Annotated in this window: 18 protein-coding genes; 6 read left to right on the forward strand and 12 right to left on the reverse strand. The window is 54.4% G+C overall.

All coding sequences use genetic code 11. The features are described 5' to 3' along the window. Nucleotides 1–229: 229 nt before the first annotated feature. A complete protein-coding gene (locus ABWV33_RS18280) occupies nt 230–1,810 on the reverse strand; it encodes an arylsulfatase (protein WP_113825049.1) in 1,581 nt (526 codons plus the stop codon). On the opposite strand from ABWV33_RS18280, the gene ABWV33_RS18285 reads away from it, so the two are divergent. Then, nucleotides 1,796–2,869 carry a LysR family transcriptional regulator gene (locus ABWV33_RS18285; protein ID WP_353332840.1) on the forward strand — a complete coding sequence of 358 codons (1,074 nt, stop codon included), beginning with the start codon at nt 1,796–1,798 and terminating at the stop codon, nt 2,867–2,869. The two genes, ABWV33_RS18280 and ABWV33_RS18285, sit on opposite strands and share 15 nt — an antisense overlap. Nucleotides 2,870–3,194: 325 nt before the next feature. Here the strand turns inward: ABWV33_RS18285 and ABWV33_RS18290 are convergent, their stop codons facing one another. Together ABWV33_RS18290 and ABWV33_RS18295 are read right to left on the reverse strand one after the other, a co-directional pair. Next, a complete protein-coding gene (locus tag ABWV33_RS18290) occupies nt 3,195–4,826 on the reverse strand; it encodes an arylsulfatase (protein ID WP_353332842.1) in 1,632 nt (543 codons plus the stop codon). Nucleotides 4,827–4,839: 13 nt separating this feature from the next. After that, complete coding sequence (locus ABWV33_RS18295) at nt 4,840–5,685, reverse strand: TauD/TfdA dioxygenase family protein (protein WP_353332844.1); 846 nt, start codon at nt 5,683–5,685, stop codon at nt 4,840–4,842. Nucleotides 5,686–5,775: 90 nt separating this feature from the next. On the opposite strand from ABWV33_RS18295, the gene ABWV33_RS18300 reads away from it, so the two are divergent. Then, nucleotides 5,776–6,714 (forward strand): LysR family transcriptional regulator, encoded by a 939-nt coding sequence (locus tag ABWV33_RS18300; protein ID WP_353332846.1) that lies wholly within the window; start codon nt 5,776–5,778, stop codon nt 6,712–6,714. 677 nt (nt 6,715–7,391) lie between these two features. Here the strand turns inward: ABWV33_RS18300 and ABWV33_RS18305 are convergent. After that, nucleotides 7,392–8,036, reverse strand: a complete 645-nt coding sequence (locus ABWV33_RS18305; RefSeq protein WP_353332848.1) for a hypothetical protein — start codon at nt 8,034–8,036, stop codon at nt 7,392–7,394. 234 nt (nt 8,037–8,270) lie between these two features. On the opposite strand from ABWV33_RS18305, the gene ABWV33_RS18310 reads away from it, so the two are divergent. Beyond that, the gene (locus ABWV33_RS18310; RefSeq protein WP_353332850.1) at nt 8,271–8,528 is read left to right on the forward strand and encodes a YjhX family toxin; all 258 of its coding nucleotides are present in this window, start codon (nt 8,271–8,273) and stop codon (nt 8,526–8,528) included. 8 nt (nt 8,529–8,536) lie between these two features. Further along, complete coding sequence (locus tag ABWV33_RS18315; protein WP_353332852.1) at nt 8,537–9,058, forward strand: GNAT family N-acetyltransferase; 522 nt, start codon at nt 8,537–8,539, stop codon at nt 9,056–9,058. Between the two features lie 617 nt (nt 9,059–9,675). On the opposite strand, the gene ABWV33_RS18320 is transcribed toward ABWV33_RS18315, so the two are convergent. The 8 genes from ABWV33_RS18320 to ABWV33_RS18355 all read right to left on the reverse strand — a co-directional run bounded on the left by ABWV33_RS18320 (nt 9,676) and on the right by ABWV33_RS18355 (nt 19,162). Continuing rightward, nucleotides 9,676–13,098: an adenylate/guanylate cyclase domain-containing protein gene (locus ABWV33_RS18320; protein ID WP_353332854.1), complete on the reverse strand. Its 3,423-nt coding sequence runs from the start codon at nt 13,096–13,098 to the stop codon at nt 9,676–9,678. Nucleotides 13,099–13,539: 441 nt separating this feature from the next. Continuing rightward, a complete protein-coding gene (locus ABWV33_RS18325; protein ID WP_353332856.1) occupies nt 13,540–14,241 on the reverse strand; it encodes a vWA domain-containing protein in 702 nt (233 codons plus the stop codon). Between the two features lie 270 nt (nt 14,242–14,511). Beyond that, entirely contained in the window at nt 14,512–15,195 is a 684-nt protein-coding gene (locus tag ABWV33_RS18330) for a NapC/NirT family cytochrome c (RefSeq protein ID WP_113822500.1), read from the reverse strand. Further along, complete coding sequence (locus ABWV33_RS18335) at nt 15,195–15,662, reverse strand: nitrate reductase cytochrome c-type subunit (RefSeq protein ID WP_353332858.1); 468 nt, start codon at nt 15,660–15,662, stop codon at nt 15,195–15,197. Before ABWV33_RS18335 ends, ABWV33_RS18330 begins: the two co-directional genes overlap by 1 nt. 2 nt (nt 15,663–15,664) lie before the next feature. Continuing rightward, complete coding sequence (napA, locus tag ABWV33_RS18340; RefSeq protein ID WP_353332860.1) at nt 15,665–18,160, reverse strand: periplasmic nitrate reductase subunit alpha; 2,496 nt, start codon at nt 18,158–18,160, stop codon at nt 15,665–15,667. Between the two features lie 50 nt (nt 18,161–18,210). Further along, nucleotides 18,211–18,468: a chaperone NapD gene (locus ABWV33_RS18345; RefSeq protein ID WP_164619152.1), complete on the reverse strand. Its 258-nt coding sequence runs from the start codon at nt 18,466–18,468 to the stop codon at nt 18,211–18,213. Next, nucleotides 18,461–18,931 carry a ferredoxin-type protein NapF gene (locus ABWV33_RS18350; RefSeq protein ID WP_353332862.1) on the reverse strand — a complete coding sequence of 157 codons (471 nt, stop codon included), beginning with the start codon at nt 18,929–18,931 and terminating at the stop codon, nt 18,461–18,463. Before ABWV33_RS18350 ends, ABWV33_RS18345 begins: the two co-directional genes overlap by 8 nt. An 18-nt stretch (nt 18,932–18,949) precedes the next feature. After that, nucleotides 18,950–19,162, reverse strand: a complete 213-nt coding sequence (locus ABWV33_RS18355) for a periplasmic nitrate reductase, NapE protein (RefSeq protein ID WP_113822505.1) — start codon at nt 19,160–19,162, stop codon at nt 18,950–18,952. A gap of 958 nt (nt 19,163–20,120) precedes the next feature. Here ABWV33_RS18355 and ABWV33_RS18360 point away from each other — a divergent pair. Then, on the forward strand, nt 20,121–21,281 hold the full coding sequence (locus ABWV33_RS18360; protein ID WP_353332864.1) for a hypothetical protein: 1,161 nt from the start codon (nt 20,121–20,123) through the stop codon (nt 21,279–21,281). A 66-nt stretch (nt 21,282–21,347) separates the two neighbouring features. Beyond that, complete coding sequence (locus ABWV33_RS18365; RefSeq protein WP_353332866.1) at nt 21,348–22,985, forward strand: hypothetical protein; 1,638 nt, start codon at nt 21,348–21,350, stop codon at nt 22,983–22,985. The last annotated feature ends 1 nt before the right edge of the window (nt 22,986 follow it).

Below are 22,986 nucleotides of genomic sequence, written 5' to 3' on the forward strand. Positions count from 1 at the left end.
CGAGAGCTATTTGAACGCCTGCATAAAGAGTAGGTCTCTCTTTTGAGCACGCATGCTACCGCACATGCGGTAAATTCGAGGGACGAACTCTCTGTCTTCGAAAGAGACTGTTCGGTTCGTATTCGAACAATGAGAAATGCCATTCACCAATGTCAAACTTCGATATACAATGTTTCAAGTTTAGTGAAGTCGGGGGCAACCGAAAGCTGCCCCCGAGAACAGATAACCTTTACTGAGACATCCCGCCTTCGCTGGAAATCTGCTCCTGCACATGGGCCTCATTGGTTACTGCGCTCCCGCGAGGAGGGAACTCGGCAAACGTGGACAGGTGCTTTTGAACCAGTCGCGCCGCCGGCCCGAATGCCCACATTTTGTTACCCATCCAGCGCGTGTACATGCCAGATTCATCTGCCGCTTTCTCGTAGGGATCACGACGCAAGTTGAATAGCAATGGTGCATTCAACTCCTCTTTGGGTCCAGCCCACCCCTGAGTTTGAATCGTGAAATGAGCCTTCCAATCATTGTAACGCACAGCCTGTAGGTCAGGGCCTTCGTAATAAACGATCTCCTTGCGGTTGCTGCCGGTCTCGCCAGTCAAGAATGAGAGTTGGTTATAGCCATCAAGATGCACCTGATATCCCTCGTACCCCTCGAGAAGGGTTGCGGGCAGGTTATCCGGACCACCTGCGGCTGCAACAAGCGTAGGCATCCAGTCCAACCCATCAAAAATGCCATTGTTAACCTGTCCAGCAGGAACTTTCCCGGGCCAGCGAATGATGGCAGGGACGCGGAACCCCCCTTCCCAAGTCGTGCCTTTCTCTCCATGAAACGGCGTGGTGCCACCATCCGGCCACGTCATCGTTTCGGGGCCATTGTCCGAAGTGAAAACAACGATCGTGTTATCAGCCACCCCAAGCGTGTCGAGATGTGCAAGGACCTTGCCGACATTGTCGTCCAGCTCTTTCATCACTACGTCTTGCAAGCCGCGGCCATCGCCAAGAAGTGCTTCGTATTCGGGGCTAAGATGGGTCCAAACATGGGCTCGTGCAGGCGCCATCCAAACGAAGAACGGTGTCTCGCTGTCCACGGCACGGTCAATGAAATCAAGAGTGTGTGCCGTAACTTCATTGTCGAGCGTTTTCTGTCGCTCTGGCGGAGCGGGACCGTCGTCAACAATACGCTGTTTACCAACAAGACCCCATCGTGGATCGACTGTTTCGTCTACAGTCTCGGTCGCATAGGCATGAATGATGTTCCGGGGGCCGAATGTATCGTTGAATTCAGTATCTTTCGGCCAATCGGGATCAACCGTGTATTCCATGGCGTTCAAGTGATAGAGCCATCCCCAATATTCGTTGAACCCCTTCATCGTTGGCAAAAACTTATTCATGTCACCAAGGTGGTTCTTGCCAAATTGGCCGGTCGTGTAGCCCAGTGATTTAAGCATAACGGCCAATGTCGGGTCGTCAGCGCTCAACCCCTTGTCGGGATCACCCGGAAGCCCAACCGTGTGCATGCCTGTGCGCACAGGGTATTGCCCGGTGATGAAGGCGGACCGCCCAGCAGTGCAACTTGGCTGTGCATAATAATCCGTCAGCCGCATCCCGTCCGCAGCAAGTTGGTCTAGATTGGGTGTCTTGATGCTCTTTACGCCCTGATGATAGCTTCCAAGACTGGCCCAGCCGACATCATCAGCCATGATAACAAGTATGTTGGGCTGTTCGGTATCTGCCTGTACCAGGTTAGGCGCGGCACCGAACGCAATGGTGATCGCCAAGCCAGTTATTAGGCCCTTGTGTTTTTTGAGCATGAAAAGTCCTTAGGATATCGCAAGGCGGTGCGAAATGAATGTGTAAGAGCAAAAGGTAGCCGGGCCAGCTTTCAACTCGCAACATCAGTTGACCTCAATCGCACCTTCTGGAACTTACTATCCAAAACCTGGAACCAAGGCATGACAATGATTAACGAGAATGCGCTATCCGCCTTTCTATGCTTGGCCCGAACCGGGAGCTTTAAGGAGGCTGCTCGCGAAATCGGTGTCTCCAATGCGTCTTTGTCGCGATACATCGCGCAAGCAGAAGACGAAGTTGGGTTCACGTTGTTCAATCGAATGCGAAACAACAGCACCCTAACACGCGAAGGGCAGGAATTCCTGCCTTTGGCGCAGAGCCTTAGATCGGACTTGGAGAGCTACACGAGGCAGGTCGCCGACATGCGGAACGCCGGGCGTGGTGTATTGCGTATTGGATGTGGCCCTCTGACGAGCCGAACTTTGATCATGCCTGCCCTCCAGCAGGTGCGTAAGCAACTGCCTGACTTACGCTTCGAAGTTCTGGTGAGCGCCTATCGACGTCCCCTTGATCTCCTTCAAAGCGGACAGTTTGACATATTTGTCGGTGATCTTACCTACACACCGGCGGCCGAAAATATCGAAATTGTAGTCATGGATAAGCAACCCGTCGTTTTCCTGGCCCATGCGTCGCATGAAATCCATACCAAAGGCCCACAATCCCTTGCAGATTTGTTCGAATATCCCTTTGCGTCACCACACCTTCACAAGCATTGGAAAGCTACTCTGATTAAGGCGTTAGGAGGGGACCAACATGCAGCAGAAAAGGTAAAAAAATTACCGCAAATTGAGTGCGATGATTACAGTTTTTTAACTGGGCTTCTTGCCGGGCCCGAGTTTATTGTTGGTGGCATGCGTGAGACATTTGCCGAGGTTCTTGCGACGAAGACGGTTCAGGAAATCGCAGTTAGCCCCTCTATTCAGTGGAACATTTGCGCGTCCCGCAAAGTGCAGGGCAATTCCAGGGCGCTCAAATTGTTCTGGTCTTCGTTGGTCAGGATGAACAGTGCAAACGAGTAACGCAAAAGTTTTTTGGTTAACCAACCAAGGCGGACAGCTCAGCATTGTGTAGAAAACGGACCTTGCAACGTCGTCCGAACGGCCAGTGACAGATATGTGGACACAGCCGCCCTTTGTTGAAGCGGCTATTGCTAACGCAGGAAAGGTTCGCACTTGCAGCGGCGAGTTCTCGGCGATGCGGCATATTTCCCAATTGCGGCCATTCACCGGTGTAAATTTCGGCCAAATCCAAACCGTCCTTTCGCCGCAGGCGGGATCGACCATCGAGGCGGGGACAACCCGGTCCTTTTTCAGGAGACCTTCAGTAGCCGCTTAGCCATCAGTTTCAGCCATTTTGGGTTGCCATCTTCCAGGCCGCCAGCAATTTCGGCAGCGCTTCGTTCCAGTCCAGCACCCCAACGGTTTCGGCCCAGGCCTGGTACTGGCGGATCAGGTCTTTCTCAAGGGCAGGGTTGCGGCCCGCAAGGTCGGATAATTCGGTGCGGTCGGTTTCGATGTCATAGAGTTCCCAAGAACAATCATGCAGTCGAACCAGCTTGAACTGGCCCAGCCGGATGGAGGCGTTGCCTTCGTGCTCCCAGAAAATCGGCTGCTCGCGCTGCCAGTTCTTGCCCTGAAAGAGGCCCAGCAGCGATTCCCCCTGCAACGGCTGGATTTCATGGCCGCCAACTTCGGTCTGATAGGCGCCGCCAGTGGCTTCCAGTATGGTCGGCAGGATGTCGACCACATGGCAGGCTACATGGGCCGTGCAGCGTGGATTGAGCCCCTCTGGCCAGTGAACAACGAGAGGGGTCGAGATGCCGCCCTCATGCACGTAATGCTTGTAGAGACGAAACGGCGCGTTAGAGACATTGGCCCAGGGCTTGTCATAGCTCTGGAAGGTCTGTGCATCTCCCGGACGCAGGCCGGCTACGTTGCCCATGGTGATCTGCTTTCCGTCGTGCGTTTTGTCCGGGTAGAATTTCGCCCAGCCATCCTCGGCCATGAATTCGGCGCAGCCGCCGTTGTCGGAGAGGAAAAGGATCAGCGTGTTGTCGAACTGCCCGAGCCGTTTCAGGGCCGCGACCAGTGTTCCGATGGACTGATCCATGCGGTCGACCATCGCAGCATAGGTAGCCATTTTGCTGGCCTCCCAGTCCTGGTTCTTTTCCTGCTCCCAGCGATGCACGGAACTGTCGCGCGGGGAGATATCCCAGCTGCGCTGGAACACATTGAGGTCGTTCATCGTTTCGTGGCGCGCGGTGCGGATATGATCCCAGCCTTTATTATAGACGCCGTCGTATTTTGCGATGTCCTCAGGATGGGCATGCAGCGGCCAGTGCGGCGCGGTATGAGCGAGGAAGAGGAAGAAGGGTTTCTCGTCCGACACCGCGCCTTCGATCATGCCGATGGCCTTTTCGGTGATGGCATCGGTGAAATAGAAATCATCCGGGACTGTTTCGACCCGGCTGTCGTCCTCCAGCATGTAATGCGGCGAGAAGAAGTGGGTGGCCCCGTCCATTATCCCGTAGAAGTGGTCGAAGCCGCGCTGGCGCGGGGTCGGATGCTCGACATCACCGATCCGCCAGTGGTCTACGCTGCGGGGGGCGAAGTCGCCCGCCACATGCCATTTGCCGGACATCAGGGTGGCATAGCCGCTGGCCCGTAGGTGCTCTGCTATGGTGGCGCTGTCGTTGCGCAGGAAGCCCTGATAGGCAGGCGTGCCAAGATTGGCGCCCATATGGCCGACACCGGCATTATGCGGATAAAGCCCGGTAAGGAGCGAGGCGCGCGTGGGGCAGCAGCGGGCGCAATTATACATCGCTGAAAGCATCACGCCGCCACGCGCGAGGGCGTCGATGTTGGGGGTCTGGATTTCCGACCCGGTGCAGCCGAGATCGGCAAATCCCATGTCGTCGGCGAGGATCAGAATAACATTGGGGCGGCTGGTTTCTACCTGAGGGTTGTTGGTAGTCATAATGGTGCTTTCACTAAGGGGCAGGCTGCGGGGGAGGGGGCGCAAGTGAGCCGCCCTCGACAGTGACGCGGTGCATCAGGCGCCGGAAGCCGTGATAGTCGTTGATCGCTTTGTGCCAGGTGGCGCGATTGTCCCACATGGTGATGTCACCGGCCCGCCAGCGTACCCGGCATTGAAACTCCGGCTGCTGGCAGTGAGCATAGAGCATGGCCAGAAGCGCCGAGGATTCTTCTGGGTTCAGCCCTTCAACGCGGGTAGTGAAGACCGGATTCACAAAAAGACCGCGCCGCCCGCTCAAGGGATGGGTGATGACAACCGGATGCCGGGCGTCCTGGGTCGCTGCCTCTGCATTGCTCAGACGACCGGATTTCGCCGCCTCGCTGTCCATCGCGGCAGTGCCGAACACATGGCGTGAGGAATGCACGGCTGTCAAATGGTCGAGAAAGTGGCGCATCGGCTTTGAGAGCGCCTCATAGGCGGTGCCCATGGAGACAAACAGCGTGTCGCCGCCATAGGGTGGCATCTCGATGGCATGCAAGATGGATCCGAGCGCCGGTTCCTGGTCATAGGAATGATCGGTATGCCATCCCTCACCAACGGCCTCCGTCTGGTCCTTCTCCTTTAGAACCATGGCGATTTCCGGGTGACCCTCGACCGGCTTGAAGAACCGGTTGACGTTCACCGGTCCAAAACAGCGGGCAAAGTCCAGGTGGTCCTGCGGCCCGGCGCTTTGCCCCCGAAGCACGATCACCGAGTACTTCGCAAAAGCGTCCTGAATGGCGCCGAAATCCTCACTGCGGCGGATATCCGCACCCAGAATTTCCGCTCCCAGTCCACCTGTCAGCGGCAAAATTTCCATATCAGTCTCCAATCTGTTCAGAAAGCAGCATAGGGCTTGTCATAAAGTAGAAAAAACTGATTTAATTTGGTAAAAAGATGGATACTCTCAATGGTTAGCTTCACCCTGCGCCAGCTCACCTACCTGTCTGAAACTGCGCGGCAGGGCGGTATTGCCCAAGCGGCGCGGCGGCTGAATATCTCCGCGGCAACCATCGCCTCGGCACTCGACAAGCTGGAAGCCGTCACCGGGCTGACTCTGTTCGATCGCTTTCCGGCACAGGGCATGCGGTTGACCCGCGCTGGCGAAGAATTCACGGCCCAAGCCAATGCGCTGCTGGCGCAGGCAGGAACATTGAACCAGCACGCCGCAGATCTAGCGTCAGGCCGCGCTGGCAGGCTCCACATCGGCACCCATCACGCACTGGCGCAGCGGATTGTTCTGCCTGCTGTGCTCGCCTTCCGCAAAAGCCATCCCGATGTCCGTATCGAGGTGAAGGAAGCGGACTACCCTGCATTGATTGACATGCTGGATGCTGGCGAGGTGGACGTTCTGGTGGTCTTTGACCAGGGGCTTGATCAAGGGCGGCATGAGGCTGAAGTTCTTTTGGAGCTGCGACCTTTGGTTCTGTTGTCAGCGTCAAACGCCCTGGCGGCGAAGAGACTGATTAGTCTGAGCGATCTCGGTGGATTGCCCTACATCGCTGTTTCACCCGCGGGCCCCGGCCCAAGCTACTTGCAACTGCTGCAGGCCGCGGGCGTTCACCCCGAAGTGCCGTTCCAGTCCCAATCGCGCGAGCTTGTGCAGGCTTACGTCGGCAAGGGGTTCGGTTTTACGCTTGCAGGCTTCCCGCCCATACAGGACCGTACGACTGAAGGCGACCTGATCGTTGCGCGACCGCTCGAGGAAAGCATTGGGCAATACAGGGTGGTGATTGCCCGCCCGCGCCAAGCAGTGCAGACAGCGTTGATTGATCGGTTTCTAGAGATCTGCAGGTCGCCGACCTCTATTTCCGACCTTACAGGTATCCAAAAATCTGCAAACCAGTGATGCTGCCGTTTTGTGTTTTCTGCAGCATTTGTCGCAATGGGCTCTTTCGGTGAATCCCCCGCTCAATGTCGGAAAGCCTGCTGTCAAACAACGAACGGTACTTGATAATTGTGATCATTCCGGAAAACCTTGCATTTGCAGATGTTTCGCCGAAAAGAGCGCCGATATGGCTAAAGACCGGTCTCAGAGCGCGCCAGCATCGTAGTTCGCTACGACACCGGAAGTCAGTGAAGAACCCAGAGCAGTCAGTGAATTTTCCGGAGCTGTTCCCAATTTCCTAACCCCACTGCCTTCGTACGTCAGCAGCCCGACGAACCGCGAGGACTGCTGTGGCATAATCTCCCAGTGAAATCCCTCTGAAAGCGAAGGCTGCCGGTGTTTCGGGTGAACGGCCAACGACTTTCCCTGAGACAAGTTCTGTTAAGTCGCCGGTTATCTGCTGGTATGGCAGCATCGGCTTGTCACTTTCAATCTCCTGTATTCGATCATCAACAACAACAGTTTTGAAAGCGGGCATGCTGTCTGGAAATCACGGGATGCAAGGCATCTGTAATCGCGGCGAAGGCAGTCGGTTTAAGCCATCGGGCATCTAAGAAGGGTCCAACCGAGTAATCCAACGTTATTGATGTCACGACCAGATCGGCATCGCAAAAAGCGTCCTTCGTATTAGCGGCTGTTTAAGCTACGAGACCCATATTGCGAGAATAACCAAAGAGCTTGTCGACATTCGCCTTGCCACGCCCGAACACGCGAATTCTTTTCAGGGGAAATAGCTCTGAAAATGCAACTGAATGGGAGTGGGCTTGCACGCCCGCGCCTACAAATGCAATCGTCTCGGCACCAGGGTCTGCAAGTCGACGCGCAGCCACCATTGATAACGCCGCTGTTTTGACAGCCGAAATCCAGTTCGCACCCAAGACCGCTCTGAGAAGCCCGGTTTGCCCGTCCATTACCATGATTGCGCCGGTAGTCGCAGGAGCCCCCTCGGCCGGATTGTTTGGACACACAGTAACCTGTTTGGTCACGATGAACCCATCATCTCCCACCGCCAAGGTAAACATTCCGTATCGGTCATCCCCAGGCAAGATGGCTGTCTTGAGAGAGGTATGAAACTTTCCGTCTGCTTTGGTTGTCAGGGCAGATACGATGGCCACGGCTACTTCGGGCGGCTGGATGCCTAAACCTTCCAAGTCCTCGTCTGTCGTGTCTAGGCGTCGCGCGACGAAAGTCGATCCGTCCGAGACTGGCCCTTGGTGCAGATCACGGTGAAAACGGCGAGGGAGCCCAAACTCCGGCAGCGGTGCGCCGCAGAGAATGTCCACATTGAGACACCCTTGAAATATTCTGCCACCCAACTTGACCCGATTTGGATGAAGGCCTATTTATTGTCGACGTCTGAGGCGACGCGCCTCACTCAATGGAGATTTTATGAAAGAGTCCTGGGCCTAACGCCCGTTCCTAGCGAAGCAAATTCAGGAACACCAACATTGATGGGCACACTCACGCGCGACGTTGAGTGTCCTGTTTGTGTACTTTCATAAATTCGAGACATCCCAATGAATATCTCAAAGCACGAACAGCGTGTTTTGCATGAACTCGCGCTCGGCGGGTTCATCCATCACGAACGTTTGGAAAGCGGTAAAATCCACACCATCACATGCTACACCCGCAACGGGCATGTGTTGGAAGACTGCACACTCAAAGTCTTTAAACGCCTTCTGAAACGGCGCTTCATTCAATCAAAGAGTGGCCGACCCTACCGGGCAACTGCGTCAGGGATCAAATCCGTGCGCGCGCAAATGAACCAAAGATAGGAAAACCCATGAAACAAACAGATATTGACGCCATTATGGAAGTTCATCGTTTGGCATTTGGCGAGGTTGAAGGCGCGGAAATCGCACAGCTCGCCAAAGGCTTCCTCGATCACCCGGATACGATCTCAATTAGCGCCGAACGCGCAGGGGAGGTTGCGGGCAACGTTATGTTTACACCCTTTATTTTCAAGGATCATCCTGCCACAAAATGCTACCTGCTCGCGCCTTGCGGCGTGTCACCGGAATATCAAGGCCGCGGTGTTGGTAAGGAGATTATGGAGACGAGCATACGCTACCTCAAGTCCATCGGAGCAGACGCTGTGTTTGTGTTGGGCGTGCCAACGTTCTACCCTCGGTACGGATTTGCCCAGACTGACAAGCAAACACCATACCCTGACTTGTTGACGGCGTCCGAAGCATGGATGGCACTGGAGTTGACTCCGGGGGCAACCAAGGGACTGAGTGGCCAAACGAAAGCGATTCCACCGTTCATGCAATCGCATTGGTGGGATACATCGGGGCGCGGATAACAGCACTTTGAAAACTGCCAGACATTTGACAGTGCTTGTTGAATGTCTGGTTCGTCCGCGACCTGTTGATTGCATGCTTAATCCTCGTCGCGCTGTACTCCAATGACCGGACTTCCTGCCGCCGTGCAGCGTCAAGACCCAAGCCGATGCGGCGATTTTTTGTGCTGCGAGCGCGCTCAGCGAGAAATCTCTATGGCGGTGCTGCCCTCCGCTGCTTGCCCAACGAATGTCTGCTTTGGGCTGCGAGCAGCCTTCGCGGCAGGACCCAACGAAGGTCGACTGAGCGGACACAGCCGCCAATAGCAAATGCGGAGGATGCCTTTGCGGAGAGCCGATTTCTACACTCAAATGCGAAGCTGCAGTTTTTACTGCATGGCTTATCTCGGCGGAGCGACCATTGAAAGGTCGTTGAAACGCCATTTTCTTACCTCCAGATTGTTGAGGTAGGCATTGAGAATCAAGGCGCTGAAAACGACCATTCGCGGAAATGTTCGCGTATCCGCAAACAATGCTTCGATACCCCCTCACAAAAAAAGGCCTTTCGGCAGCACCGTTGGCTTTGCCGGAATCAAAAACTTGATCCCTCCATTTTGGATTTGAATGTCCTCACTTATTATTCAATCACCAAGCTGCGCTATTAGCTCTCGGGCGTTTCTAACGTCAACCGAGTCGGCACCTTCCGAGAACCAGTCATAAATCGGGCGGATGGTCTCCAATGCTCGCTGGTTTTCTCCACGGTCCGCCCATAGTTGTCCTAGGGAATTAGCAGCGCGAAGCTCCCAATATTTGGCAGGCTGTCGCCGGGCGATTTCCATCGCCGTTTGAAAATGTGTCTCAGCCATGGCAGTATCAATGGGATCGATGTCCAGAAGAATCTGGCCGCGCAGCCGGTTCAGTTCGGACGCCCAGACATTTTCGCCGGTCCGTTTCACGGTTTCGAGGCCCTCATCGAGTGACGCGATTGCGGCGCTTTTGTCGCCCTTTCGACGATACTGTTGCGCCTGTAGGACCAGCCACCATGGTCGCGCAATCTCGGCACCCGCACCACGCCATCCGGCCATTCCCTTCGATGTCAACGCAATACCTTCTTCAATTTGACCCATCTCCGAAAGCGCCCAGCCTTTCATGATGTAAGCCTCGACCAGTCTGGCTGGAATACCAACCTCTTCACACACTTCGATGGTCTGTTCGGCGTAGTCCAGCGTTCTTGTAACGTCGCCAGCCATCGAATAAAGCAGGGACGCGTGCACCAATCCACTGGCAAGGCTAAGTGGATGGCCCAGATCCTTGGCGGTTTGATTGGCTTTCGCGTAGCGGCGGTCTGCGACGTCAGCATAGCCGAGCAACCAAGCGGCCCAAGAACCGAAGTCCGCGCACCAAAGCCCGGTGTCCTGACCATACAGCGCGACAAGTTCGCCGTGGTTTTCGACGTCGTAAGCGGTCCAGCTTGCGTCGGCAAAGTCGAGACTTTTCTGTGGCTGCCCCATGAACACGCAAGAGGTCGTCGCTGCGGCCAGTGCCGCGTTCATTTCGTGCGCGACGCCGGAGTTCTGCGCCAGTTGAAGCGATTCCGAATAGACGCCAGCGGCCCGGGTGTGATCAACTCGCATGAGATGATAAGCCCAAACGCCAAACATCGCCGGGCTGCGAAACGGTGTCCCACGAATTCGACGCGCGATCGACAGTGCGTTTTCGTAGTTCTCGCCCAACTCTGGCGCGCCGTACCCTCGGGCTGTGAACTGTGCGACACCCAAAGTTGCCCGTAACACCAGCTCTTGCTCGTCGCGGGCGCTATCCTGTGGCTGGGTCAGCAGGCATTCCAGACCGGTGTTAAGGTGGTTCAAAGCCTCTTCGTTTGCGAATTTACCAATCGCCACGCGCCCTGCAGCCAACCAGAAGGGTACGGCATTGGCCATTAAGCCGGCCTTGGTAAAGTGTTGCGCTGCAAGTTCAGGTTCAGTCTCCAGCAGAGCGGCAAAGTCTCTTTCCAGAACTTGGGCGATACTAGCGTGCAACTGTTGGCGACGGCTGTGAAGGATACTGCTGTATGCGGCGTCCTGCACAAGGGCGTGCTTGAACGTATATGTCGCCTCGGGCGGCGTTCCACGCGAGAATATCAACTCGCTGTCAACCAATTGAACCAGCGACTCACGCAACTCACTACTGCGCAACGGGGATACAGAGGCCAGCAAATCATAAGGAAACTCGCGTCCAATACACGCCCCGATCTGCGCCACTTCCTTCACCGGGCTCAACCGGTCGAGCCTTGCCATTAGAGAATCCTGCAAGGTCGACGGGATTGCCAAGGGTGGAAGGGGACCTTCCAAGACAAATGCATTCTCGGTCTCGGTCAGAAACCCGGCTTCCAGAATTGTCTTTGTCAGCTCTTCTACAAATAACGGGATTCCGTCCGTCTTGGTCAGAATTTGAGCGACAATTTCGTCCGGCAGCGATCGACCGCCGGTAACCTCGGTGATGATCGAAAGGCTGTCGCGCCTCCCAAGGCGGTTCAGGGTGAAGACAGTGACATTGCCATAGCTCAGCCATGGTGGCTGGAACTCGGGGCGGTAGGTGATCAGCAATAGGACCGGTACCCTTTCCGCCTTTTGAACCAGCGCGGTCAGCATTTCCAACGTTGTCGCGTCACACCAATGGGCGTCCTCGAAGCGAACAAGCGACGCGGAACGGTTGGACGTTGCCGCAAAGAAATCAACGATAGCAGCGATCGTCAGCGCCTTCTGCCTGAGAGGTTCCAGGCCCAGTGGCGGAAAGCGATCCAATGGCAAAGTCATCATCGCCGCCAGTAGTGGAAAGGCGCGTGCGTCGTCTCCAAGTACCCGGAGCAACAGTGCCTCCAGTTTATCTAATTTCTCTTCGGCATTGTCGTCGCGGTCGAACCCAGCCATTCTCTCGAAGCACCCGATCACGGGATAAAAAGGTGAACTGGAATAATAGGGCGAACACTGCAATGTCAGGGTTTCCGCACCCTGCTCGGCGAGTTGTTGCTGTAGACCAGCGCCAATCTGGCTTTTTCCGATACCCGGCTCGCCGGACAGTAAAAAGACCTGTCCCTCGCCGTCAACAGCACGGGTCCATCGATCCATCAGTAAAGAGATTTCGTTGTCGCGTCCGATCATGCGGTTCGTCGTTCCGATGCCTTCGAGCAAAGACCCTGTCCCCGCACTATGTTCGCCGAGCACCGCGTAAGCATCAACTGGGCCGGACATACCCTTCAGATCATGGCCCCCCATATGCGCGACATCGAGAGAATTGCTCAATAATCTTTGGGTAGCGCCCGAGACCACAACTTGACCCGGCTCGGCGATCCCTTGAAGGCGGGCTGCGAGGTTTGGCGTTTCGCCGACCACGGCCTCCTCTTGCGCGCCGCCTTCACCGACAAGGTCACCGACTACCACCAACCCGGTTGCGATGCCGATCCGAGCGACCAGAGGTTCACCATTTGGCGCTGTCATAGGCGCAAGAGCGTTTATCATCTCCAGTCCTGCACGTGCAGCGCGTTCGGCGTCGTCCTCATTGGCACGGGGCCAGCCGAAATAGCACAGCACACCGTCGCCCATGTATTTGGCAACATGACCACCGAACGTATTGGTGACGTCGGTGATTGCCTTTTGATAGAGTGTAATGGCATCACGTACGTCTTCTGGATCCAGACGGCTCGCAAGGTCGGTCGAGCCGACCAAGTCGGCGAACATAACGGTCAACTGACGCCGTTCCGCCGAGGAGGATTGGCTAGTCGGCTGGCTTTGTGCCGGGTCTGGTGCAACTGGCTCAGGTGTCTGGGCTTCCTGAGTCTGAACCGCTTCCGAAACCCTATCACCGGCGTTGCTAGGGTCAGCTCGATCCGCCGCCACAGCCCTAATTAGTCTCTTGCGATGGCCCATTGCGGCCATGCCAAGCTCCTTCAGATCGTCCTCCGACAACTCGGGCAGATCGGCAAGCTCGACATAGTTTTCCTCGAAAGCATCGACGTACTGGCCGAGGTTCTTGCCCTCAAGCCAAACTCTGATTTCGGTTGCCATATGCCCCCCAGCTGCGGAAAACCTCAGCCCGAATTGGTATCAAGGTGCGCAGTTCCGCCATCATCAGCACAGAAAATTCCCATTTCAGCAAGAAATTAGATTCAGAACCTAACGCATTGTATCGGTTTCCGAATCGTGGCTCGAAGCCGGATCCGCCGAAATAGAAAAAACTGTGATCTTATAAGGTGATGATTTCGCGAACCAATTTTTAATGGCTACTACGGGCTCACTGACGCCATTAGATCGTTTGCAGCATTCGTGGTTTTGACCTCTCATTGAACGGCCGCTTTCGCCAGATCGCCCCAGAGCCCGCGCATTTGCAGCGAAGGTCCGGTTCCCGCCCGAGATGCAGGGCGGCCATGTCTGCTTTGGGCCGGATCTAACCTTCAATGTCTTGGTGGCTGCCATCCTTCAAGGAGCGAAGACCCTATTAGACAGAGTTCACCCAATCACAGGGCAACCCAACGTCCGTTGTAACGCTGCGACTAGTCCGTCCACCGTTTCAGTCTTAACGAACAGACCGCCGGTTTCATCAGACAGGCATCGTGCGACAGTAGTAGAGTTCCGTGGATTCTGTTCGGGGTTGTTCCAGGCAAAAAAATCAACCTCAGCACGGAATCCTATTACGTGGACTGTCAGATCGCGAGCGGTCGACTGCAATGCTACCGCCATTTCGCAGGGTCGGCCACCACAAGTCTCGTTACCATCGGTGACAACCACCACGACGCCAGCTCTGTTTCGATAGTCCAATGTTTCCGCCGCCTGACGAACAGCGTCTGTCAAAGGAGTCAGGCCATCGGGTATAAGGGTGTCGACCGCTTCAATAACCGGCGCTGCAGCGTTGGCAATCGGGCCGAAACGTAAGTCTAGGTTTCTGCAAGCATCACCACTTCCTGGTCCATAGATCAGAAGCCCAACGCGGCGGTACTGCTCAATCCCGGGCATTGCATGTCGGATTGCCTGCCGTGCCTCGACAATGCGGGTGTTGGGGCCAGTCTCAAAGTTGATTTCGCCCATTGAAGTTGAACCATCGAAAACCAACATGGCGTCGACCGAGCAATCACTCAGCTGAGCCAACGACACGTTCATGCTGCATACAAGGACGGAGGCGGCGAGTAATCCGTTTTTGAAAATAGCTCTCATGGAAAAAGTCTGGCATCGACATCAAGGGTTGTCCAGATATGCGAGGTGATCTCCTACGTACACCTGCCGGAAAGTTCTTCTGACATCCACTTTTAGGAATGGCTTCAAACCAACTCCTGGGGGCTGAGCCGCTCTTAGTCATGTTTTGCCCAAAAGGTCGGCTCTGGGTCGTGCTCCGCCGGAGCGTCGCCTAACCTGGAATTGAGTTAAGCTCGTGTGACGACTGCGACGGAGTGCGGCGCAGGACCTTTTGGCACAGCTTTTTGCACCCTATTCCTTGGACCCTTTTGTCATTTCTTCCGTTTTGGAAAGAAACACTACGATATCTCGGGTATCTAGGTTTTTGCTGCCCGTTGCGGCGTGCTCAACTTTTCCCATATCAGGTAATTCATGAGCGATGCCCTTATGGCAACTGATGCAGGTTTTTTCGCCAGTAAACAGGAACCGCTGGTGCATATCGGCGGCACGGGTGCTTTGGCGAGTAATGTCCATCGACTCGGCTGAATGGCAGTTTCGGCATTCCAGTGAGTCATTGGCCTCGAGCCGTGCCCATTCATGCTGGGCCAGTTCCAGCCGCTTGGCTAGGAATTTCTCACGTGTATTGATCGTGCCGAAAATTTTCCCCCAAACTTCTTTAGAGGCCTGCATTTTTCGGGCAATTTTTGATGTCCAACCATGAGGTACATGGCAATCCGAACATATCGCCCGGACACCTGATCGGTTGGAATAATGGATGGTTACTTTCAGTTCTTCGTACACATTGGCGCGCATCTCGTGACAGCTGGTGCAAAACTTTTCGGTGTTGGTGACCTCCATCGCGGTGTTGAAACCACCCCAGAAGATCACCCCCATCAGGAAGCCGCCCATCGTTAGCACGCCGAGGCTGATAAAGGCGCTGGGTGTGGAAATTATGGTCCAGGTGGTTTTGAGCAGAGCTATTAAACGACCAAACATCAGTCTCCTCCGTCTTGGGGCTGACGAGCGATATCCAACACAGTGTCCACGTCAATAAATTGGTTGCCGACCAGCTCGCGCACTTGACCTTGCGTGACGTGGCACTGATTGCAAAAATAGCGCCGCGGCGTGATCGAGGTGAGAAACTGGTTTTCGCGGTTCATGAAATGGGTGATCGAAACCATTGGTGCCTGGCTCACTTCGGTCGCGGCGCGGCTGTGGCATTGCAGGCATTGGTTCACATGAACGTCGATCTGGTAGCCATCGATTTTATGCGGGATAAGTGGCGGTTGTTCAGGATAGTTCCGCGTTTGTCGCAAATCCGAATTATTGACCTTTGCTATTGCAGGTGGCGTTGCATTTTCATGCAACGGCGTACCTTGCCGGAAAGTCGCCACTTGTTCCTGAGCTACAACACCCGTGACCACTATGAGTGCAGGAAGCGAGAGAAAGAGAAATCTTTTCATGATCAAGCTCCTACCGGCTCTATCTTGACCGCGCACTTCTTGAAATCGGTCTGTTTAGAGAGTGGGTCAGTCGCGTCCAATGTGACCTTGTTGATCAACTGTCTGGCATCAAACCAAGGCACAAAAACCAATCCTTGCGGCGGTTTGTTGCGCCCTCGTGTTTCAATCCGAGACAGGATAAAGCCTCGTCGTGAACTGAGTTTGACTTCAGAGCCACGCCGCACTCCCAGCGCTGTGGCATCATCAGGATGCATATAGACCAAGGCATCAGGGATCGCTTTGTGAAGTTCAGGAACGCGCTGCGTCATTGACCCCGAATGCCAATGCTCCAACACACGGCCGGTGGACAGCCAGAAAGGGTATTCTTCGTCCGGCACCTCTGGTGGGGCCTCGTAAGGCAGCGCAAAAATCCGCGCCTTGCCGTCTTTATGGCCGTAAAATTCGAAATCTGCTCCGGCACTGACATAAGGGTCTGAGCCTTCCTTAAACCGCCACAGGGTCTCTTTGCCGTCGACAACAGGCCAACGAAGTCCGCGTTCTTCGTGATAACGGTCAAAGGGCGCAAGATCATGGCCATGGCCGCGACCAAATTCTGCATATTCTTCGAACAATCCCTTTTGCACATAAAATCCATAGGCCTCGGATTCGTGGTTCGCATAATCTTCAGCGGTTTGTTCCAACGGGAATGCATCCACCTTTCCGTTTTCAAACAGCACTTCGAACAGGGTTTTGCCCTTAAATTCAGGCGAACTGTCCAACAATTCAGAAGGCCAAACCTCATCCGTAGTGAACCGCTTGGAAAACTCCATCAGCTGCCAGAGGTCTGACTTAGACTCCCCCGGAGCGTTCACCAGTTGGTGCCAGAATTGGGTGCGGCGCTCAGCATTGCCATAGGCGCCTTCTTTCTCAACCCACATCGCGGCGGGCAGGATCAGATCGGCAGCTTCCGCCGTCACTGTCGGGTAGGCATCTGAGACCACAATAAAGTTTTCGGGATTTCGATACCCCGGCAACCCTTCCTCCATGATGTTGGGTGCGGCCTGCATGTTGTTGTTCACCTGAACCCAATAGCAATTGATCTTACCATCCTTGAGCTGGCGATTTTGCTCTACCGCATGGGCCCCAACCCAATCGGGCACCGTTCCCGGGGGCACTTTCCAGATCTCCTCAGCGTGGGCGCGGTGTTCGGGGTTGGTCACTACCAAATCCGCAGGCAGACGATGCGAGAATGTTCCCACTTCTCGGGCTGTTCCACAGGCCGAAGGTTGCCCCGTGAGCGAGAAAGGGGAATTGCCGGGTGTCGAAATTTTGCCCGTCAGCAGGTGGATATTGTATATCATATTGTTGACCCAGACACCGCGGGTGTGCTGGTTCACCCCCATTGTCCAAAGGGACATCACCTTCGTATCGGGATCTGCATAGAGCGCGGCAATTTTTTCCAGCGTGGCCGCCGGAACACCGGACATCTCTTCGGCTTTTTCCAGCGTATAAGGTGCAACAAATTCGGCGAAATCCTCGAATGTCATCGGCTCGGAGGCGCCAGAGTTCGGGTTGGCAGCCTCCATCTGCAGCGGATTTTCATCGCGCAGCCCATAGCCAATGTCAGTGGCACCCAGCCGGAAATTGACATGTTTGGCAATAAACTCTTTATTGACGGCGCCAGCCTGGATGATGTGATTGGCGATATAGTTCAGGATCACCATATCGGTCTGCGGCGTAAAGATCGCCGGGATATCGGCAAGATCAAAGCTGCGGTGTTTGAACGTGGACAGCACTGCGACCTGCACGTGGGGATGGCTGAACCGCCGGTCCGCGATCCGCGTCCACAGGATCGGGTGCATCTCGGCCATGTTCGAGCCCCACAAGACAAACGCATCTGCAGCCTCGAAATCATCGTAACAACCCATGGGTTCATCAATGCCAAAGGTGCGCATAAATCCAACGACTGCGCTGGCCATGCAGTGGCGTGCATTCGGGTCAATATTGTTCGACCTGAACCCCGCCTTCATCAGCTTAACCCCGGCATAGCCTTCAAAAACGGTCCACTGGCCCGATCCAAACATGCCGATGCCCTGCGGTCCTTTCTTGGCCAGCGTCTCTTTCCATTTCGCGGCCATCGTATCAAAGGCCTCGTCCCAGCTTACGGGTTCAAAGTTACCGTTCTTGTCGTAAACGCCATCGGTTTTGCGCATCAAAGGCTGGGTCAGTCGGTCGCTGCCATACATGATTTTCGATAGGAAGTAGCCTTTGACGCAATTGAGACCCCGGTTCACCTCAGCCTTTGCATCCCCGTGCGAGGCGACAACACGGCCTGCCTTGGTCGCGACCATGATTGAACAGCCCGTCCCGCAAAACCTGCAAGGCGCTTTGGACCACTTGAGTTCCGTCAGTGAAGCATCGGTGACAAGGTTTTGTGCAGCGACAGGAACTGGCAGCCCGGCGGCGGCGGCAGCAGCCGCAACGGCCTGTGCTTTGATAACGTCTCGTCTTGAAATCATTCCAATGATCCTTCCTAGCTAAGGCTGGGTGCGGACATCGAATAGTGCAGTCAGTGGGCAGCGGACTCGTGAAAGGTTTCGTGATAAACGAGCGCCGCACTCACTACGCCATCGATGAGGCTGAGAGTATTCATGTGGTCGACAATTTCTTTTTCGCACCCGGTTTCCAGAGTGACGATTATTTTCCCATTGGGATCAGTTAGGGCGACTGTTCCACCGGGAAGACTTTCAATCTGACGACAGACCGTCGCCAGTTTGTTTGGGTCCGCGCGTAAGAGAAGGCTAGAAATATGTGCCAGTTCAGACATGCGCGAGTGCCTTCTCTGGAACCAGGTCAATGGCTTTAGTTGGGCAAATTGACAGACAGGCACCGCAACCGGTGCATGACGTTGCATTTGCTTGAATGCTGCCCACGGGACCATGGCGAAAATTAAAGGTCAAAGCCCCTGTATCACAGGCATCAGTACAGCTTTGGCAGGCAACCCCAAGGTTCAAAAAGCATCCCTCGCCAATCAAAGCTACGTGTTGCCAAGGGGCGGCTTCGAGATCAAAAATATCCTCTTTGCAGACCTCTGCGCAAACACCGCAGAAACTGCACCCGCCTTCATTGAAGTCAACGAAGGGTGTATTCCCACGCCCCGTAACCAAAATTGCCTCGGGACAAGCGGAGATACAGTCTTTGCACCCCGTGCAATGTGATCTGATCGCCTGTTCGCTCGCATGCGGAGGACGGACATTTCCAACTTTCTGGATTTTGGCGTCTCTCAGCATGTTATTCCGGACCTCGTTCTAATGCACCGGAGGGCCATAAATCATCTGGGAAAACCAAACGATGAAGCCCCAACTTCCAACCAGAGCAACCGCCAAAATTGGAGCAAGGCATACAGCAAGGAAAAGGAACACGAGCCATTCGCGTTGCTTGCGCGTTTTGAGAGCAATGGTTGTATTTTCTGACAAGGCATCTCTCCCAATAAGATTACTTGAAAATACATGTTTGCCCATTTGGATTACATAAGCAACAAATAACTCAGAGACTGGTTTTGTAGAAGATGGAGGTATCTCGATGTTGTTGCTGGGGAAATACCTGTTTCCGGGCTAAGCTGAGAGTTGTCACTCTCCTGTTCAGTTGTTGCAGTTTTCTTCATTTGGGTGCCCGTCGTCAGGGTTTTTAGCACCAACTACAGCCTAACCTAAAGGAGCGTTTGGCTCACCTGATTGGTTTGCTTATGCCGGGTATTTGCAGTGATGCGAGCGCCGCGTTTAGGGGGGGCTTTCGTTTGATCCTTTCGCTTCGGTTCCATCAACCACCGAACCACTACGCCCAAAGCCTCTTAACAATCGAAAAGTCAGCAATTCATGTCCACTTTGGGCTGATAGTAGATCTTCAATATCTTGATGGCTGTCACCCGACCAAGAGAATCGCACTCTGACAGGCACGGAAGGCGGTGCTGCTCAGTTGGTGACCTTTGCAAAGTCAAACGAAAGGCCCATAGGAGATTTTCGTACGGTTCACCGACGCCACAGCAGTTTCACAAAGCCTGCCCTTCGCCGCAGTGTAGAACCGCGAATGCGGCGTATTCAAAGATTGCAAATAGAACTGCCATCCAACTGTTAACCAGTGTGGGCTAGAGGCAGCGCTTAGCGTGCTTTATGCCTTTCGGCACAAATCCTCCAAAGCAACCTATCTGTCCCTGCGCTACCCAAATAACTGTGAGCGGCCCAGAAATCGCATCACTTCTGAAACTTTAGGGGACTAACCAGTTGCCATTATTGTCGACGGTATGAGCTGAAAGCGATTTTTCCGAACCTTTCTAAGGCCTCAAACTTTCCCAATATGCACCACACTCAGAATTTGTCGTTCACCAGTCTTGGCAGCAGGCGTTAGCGGGCCATACAGTTCACTTTATTGCGTTAACTGGGCGTCTGCCCACCGTTTCTTGCAAACCGATTGGATACAAGCATGGCCCAAGCATTTGTTGCGAACAGGACCACCCCGGTTTTAAACCTGATCCTAATTTGGGTTTTATGCGGTATGGTCTGGGCTATTTCGCAGAGTGCGCACGCTGAAGAGGTCAACCAAGAGCAGCAGGTCAACGTCTATGGACAGATAAATCGTGCCATGTTGCTCTTTGATGATGGTGCAGAACGCGACGTGTATCCATTTGTCGATAATTCAAAATCGGTCTCTCGACTTGGCATGACGTACGACGCTCCTTTGCGCAACGGTTGGCAATTCCAGGCCCGCGGAGAGGTTGGGCTGGTTTGGGGCGAAACCAACGCGATTAATCAAGTGGATGGTTTTTCGGGAAGCTTCGGCAATGCTTCGGAACCCCTACGGAAGTTGGAGGTTTCGTTCTCTCATCCCGAGCGTGGGGTTTTCTTTTTGGGCCAAGGCGCCATGGCCAGCGATGGCGTGACCGGTCAGGATTTGTCGTTGACGAATGTTGTCGCAGGTGCAGCGGTCAAGGATGTTGCTGGCGGGTTCCATTTCCGTCGGACGGACGGCACGCTCACGAATTTCAGTATCCTGAACCGTTTTCGTACCTTTGGGAGCAGCCGCAGGCTGCGGGTGCGATATGACAGCCCGATCAGGAACAACTTGTCGTTTTCCATCGCCGCAGGTCGTGAGGTCCTAGATGACAGAGATGGCCGTTACTATGCAGATGCAGCTGTTCGTTATGACGGTCAGCAAGGTGACTGGCGCTATCGCGGAGCTGCAGCTATTCGCTGGGCAGGGGGCTATGACAATACGCAATTTCGACAAAAACAGCTAAGTTTTATTGCATCCGGTTCAATTCTGCACAAACCATCTCGGTACAACCTGACACTGGCGTATGGGACCGAACAAAACGCGGGCTATTATGCTTATACAAAATTCGGTCGCCGGTGGTACAAATTCCTGCCCTATGGTTGGACAGCAGTGTCTTTGGACTACTATTACTACGAAGACCCTAGACATAACAATCAGATTGGGAATTCCATCGGTCTAGCAGCGGTCCAGCAATTCAAAAAAAAGAAATTCGAAATCTATGCAACCATCCGAAACTACGATTATGATGATGATACCGCGGACTATCTTGACAGCTATGCAGTCATGACGGGGATTCGTTGGCGATTTTAACGACGTCATTTGTTAGCTTTACACCCAAATGCCGCGTGGAATACTGGCGGGGTGAAAGGGGGGGAATTGAGACTAATAGGAATTGCGGTCCTAACTTTGATCCTGTTTGCCTTTGTCGCCATTGCCGTCAATCGTAGCGAAGATCTGTTTGAGATAGGCGGGCTTAAGGACATCCGCGAAGGGCGGAAGGTTTATCAACTGGAAACAGGCGAGGCCCGACTGCCGAAAAAAGTCGCGGGCACGGCTGGGTTTGTGGATCTAGAGTTACTGCAATCCGACGAATGGACCGCTCTCGCAGGGTTTTCAGGGCATCGTCGGTTCACTTTGCCGCTCCCCCGCGAGACCGCCTTTTCAGCTGCAGTACTGGAAATCTTTGCCAATACTGAGCTGGAGATTGAAACGGCCGGGCGCCTGCAATTTGAGGTCAACGGACGACGTCGGGGCGAAATCGTTCTGGACCCGGGCAAGACCAGCATGCGCATCAGAATTCCGCTCGACTCGCTTGATTTGGCACGGCAGTTGGTTGACGTGAACATCAAAGTTGATGGTGAAAACCCCAAAGCCGAGTGCGCAGACGGTTGGACGGGCGGAGTTGTTGTTACGATTGAACCTGAAACCCATGTTAGAGTTGCGCTGGACGAGCCGATCTCTTCAAGGGGGGACGCGCTGATAGTCTCCGGCTTTCCGGTACGTATTGTCTGGCCTTCAGAGACAACTGAACCCAGTACAACAACCAATCCGGAGATTTCGTGGAAATGGCAGCCTTTTCTGGCCAAGGCAAGCTTTGTCGATAAGGCCACAGCACGTGAGAAGGACGTCGAAGTCCCTATCGGAGACTTGGTTGAGCTGCACAAGCGAGTGGTTCAGCAGGAAATCACTCGGCGCGAGCTTGAAGGGGAAAACAACCTGAATTGGCCACTGCCCATCGTTGGGCAGGACGGTGGGGCCGCCAGCCGCGAGTTCCGCAATCGAACAAGTTGGGTGCATCGATACTCGCCCACCTCGCTGCCGGATTTGCAGTTACCCGATACATTGGACCTGCAGATGGAGATGATCTCGACGGATACTTCGGCATCGTGGTTGCTGATCGTTCTCTTGAATGGAGATATCGTCTATTCACAGACTTTGCCGACCACCCAAACCACATTCGAACACAGCATCGCTTTGCCGCAGAACATTCAATCCATCGACAACGAACTTCGGATCAGTCTGATCAGCGACGAGGAAAAAAACGGCAGATGTGTACAAGGTCGCCCTGCAGCCGCCAAGATCAAAGCGGGCACCCAGCTTGATCGCCGAGGATCAAACACGGATGAACTCTATGCTGGTGTTCTAGATGCCATGACGCCAGAGATTTCTTTGTCGATCCAAAAGCCCATGACAGCGCATGACCTGAACTTTGGGTTTCTCGCATTGTCCACTATCTTTCTGCACAATACCTTTGATTACCGCGAGGGCGGGCTGGACAATCTGGATCGCACGCGACCGAGTGTGTCCATAGTTGCGATTGAAAACCTGACTTCCGCATTGGAGCAGGCTGCTGGCATAGCTGATCCGTTTTGGGTGGCCTATTCAACTCTAACTGCGGACCCAAACCCCGTGACCTTTGCCTTTGTCGGTGACGATCCGAACTTGATGGCTGCGATTGACCTGCATCGCCCTCAAAGCGCGTTGATTGTCGTTCCCGCGACGCAAGAGCAATAAA

It is taken from the genome of Phaeobacter sp. NW0010-22 (genome assembly GCF_040365955.1).
Taxonomy (GTDB): domain Bacteria; phylum Pseudomonadota; class Alphaproteobacteria; order Rhodobacterales; family Rhodobacteraceae; genus OMPR01.